Origin of the sequence: Streptomyces hygroscopicus subsp. hygroscopicus (genome assembly GCF_001553455.1) — a bacterium.
Classification (GTDB): domain Bacteria; phylum Actinomycetota; class Actinomycetes; order Streptomycetales; family Streptomycetaceae; genus Streptomyces; species Streptomyces hygroscopicus.
In genome coordinates, this window is sequence record NZ_BBOX01000671.1 from 1 (window position 1) to 807 (window position 807).

The 807-nt window shown below is 73.1% G+C and carries 3 protein-coding genes; all 3 read right to left on the reverse strand.

Going from position 1 to position 807, the window contains the following annotated elements:
• Positions 1–118, reverse strand: a 118-nt coding sequence (locus AXW62_RS46875) for a biotin carboxylase N-terminal domain-containing protein (protein ID WP_159061131.1), incomplete at its 3' end; no start/stop codon positions are given.
• A 287-nt stretch (positions 119–405) separates the two neighbouring features.
• Positions 406–612, reverse strand: coding sequence for an acyl-CoA carboxylase epsilon subunit (locus AXW62_RS39775; protein WP_030844535.1), 207 nt, complete (start codon positions 610–612; stop codon positions 406–408).
• 19 nt (positions 613–631) lie between these two features.
• Positions 632–807: carboxyl transferase domain-containing protein (locus AXW62_RS43650; RefSeq protein WP_289306046.1), on the reverse strand; the 176-nt coding region annotated here is incomplete at its 5' end.

Genomic DNA, 807 nt, shown 5'->3' on the forward strand with positions numbered 1-807 from the left:
ACACAGCGTCCCGGTCCGGATCGGCGTAGACGGCAACGCTCGCGATCCCGGCATCCCGGCAGGCACGGGCAACACGGACAGCGATCTCGCCACGGTTGGCGATGAGCACCTTGGTCAGCATGTCCGCTCCAGTGTGTCGCTCGGGGCCGGGCTGAGCCGGTGCACGGTGCGGATCACTTCACGGCCGACGCCGCGATCACGGCCGTCGCGTCCGGGCCTGGCGATCACCACTCGGGCACGCGGCACCGGCGCGGCACCGGCACGCTCCGTGCGCTGTGGGAGGGGATTCATGGTCTCTCCGATCGGATGGTCAGTGGGGGCGGGCGGACGCGTGCCACCCGCTCAGTCGTGGTGGTGCGGGGCGGGCTGGTGGCGATGCCGACGCCCCGGGCGCTCCGGGCGTTCTCAGCGCGGCCAGTGGGAGCTGCGCCAGGCCACCGGCCCCGGCCGCGGCAGCGCGCCGCGCGGGGTGTCGCGGGTCTTGTCCGCCCACACGTCCAGCTGCCGCGGCGGCGCGGGGACGGCGGACGCCGCGGCGGAGCGGGCTTGGACCACCGCGAGGGCGGCGGCCAGCTCCTCGGGGGTGGGATTGCCGCGTACGACCGTGAACATCATCGGCCGGTTCCTTCCGTCACAGTGGGATGTTGCCGTGCTTCTTCGGCGGCAGCGCTTCGCGCTTGTTGCGCAGGCCGCGCAGGCCGCGGACGATGTGGCGGCGGGTCTCGGAGGGCATGATGACCGCGTCGACGTAGCCGCGTTCGGCGGCGATGTAGGGGTTGAGGAGCGTGTCCTCGTAGTCCGCGATCA

Coding starts and splice junctions, on each gene's coding strand:
- AXW62_RS39775 (WP_030844535.1), bottom strand. CDS start 612: ATGTTCACGGTCGTACGCGGCAATCCCACCCCCGAGGAGCTGGCCGCC.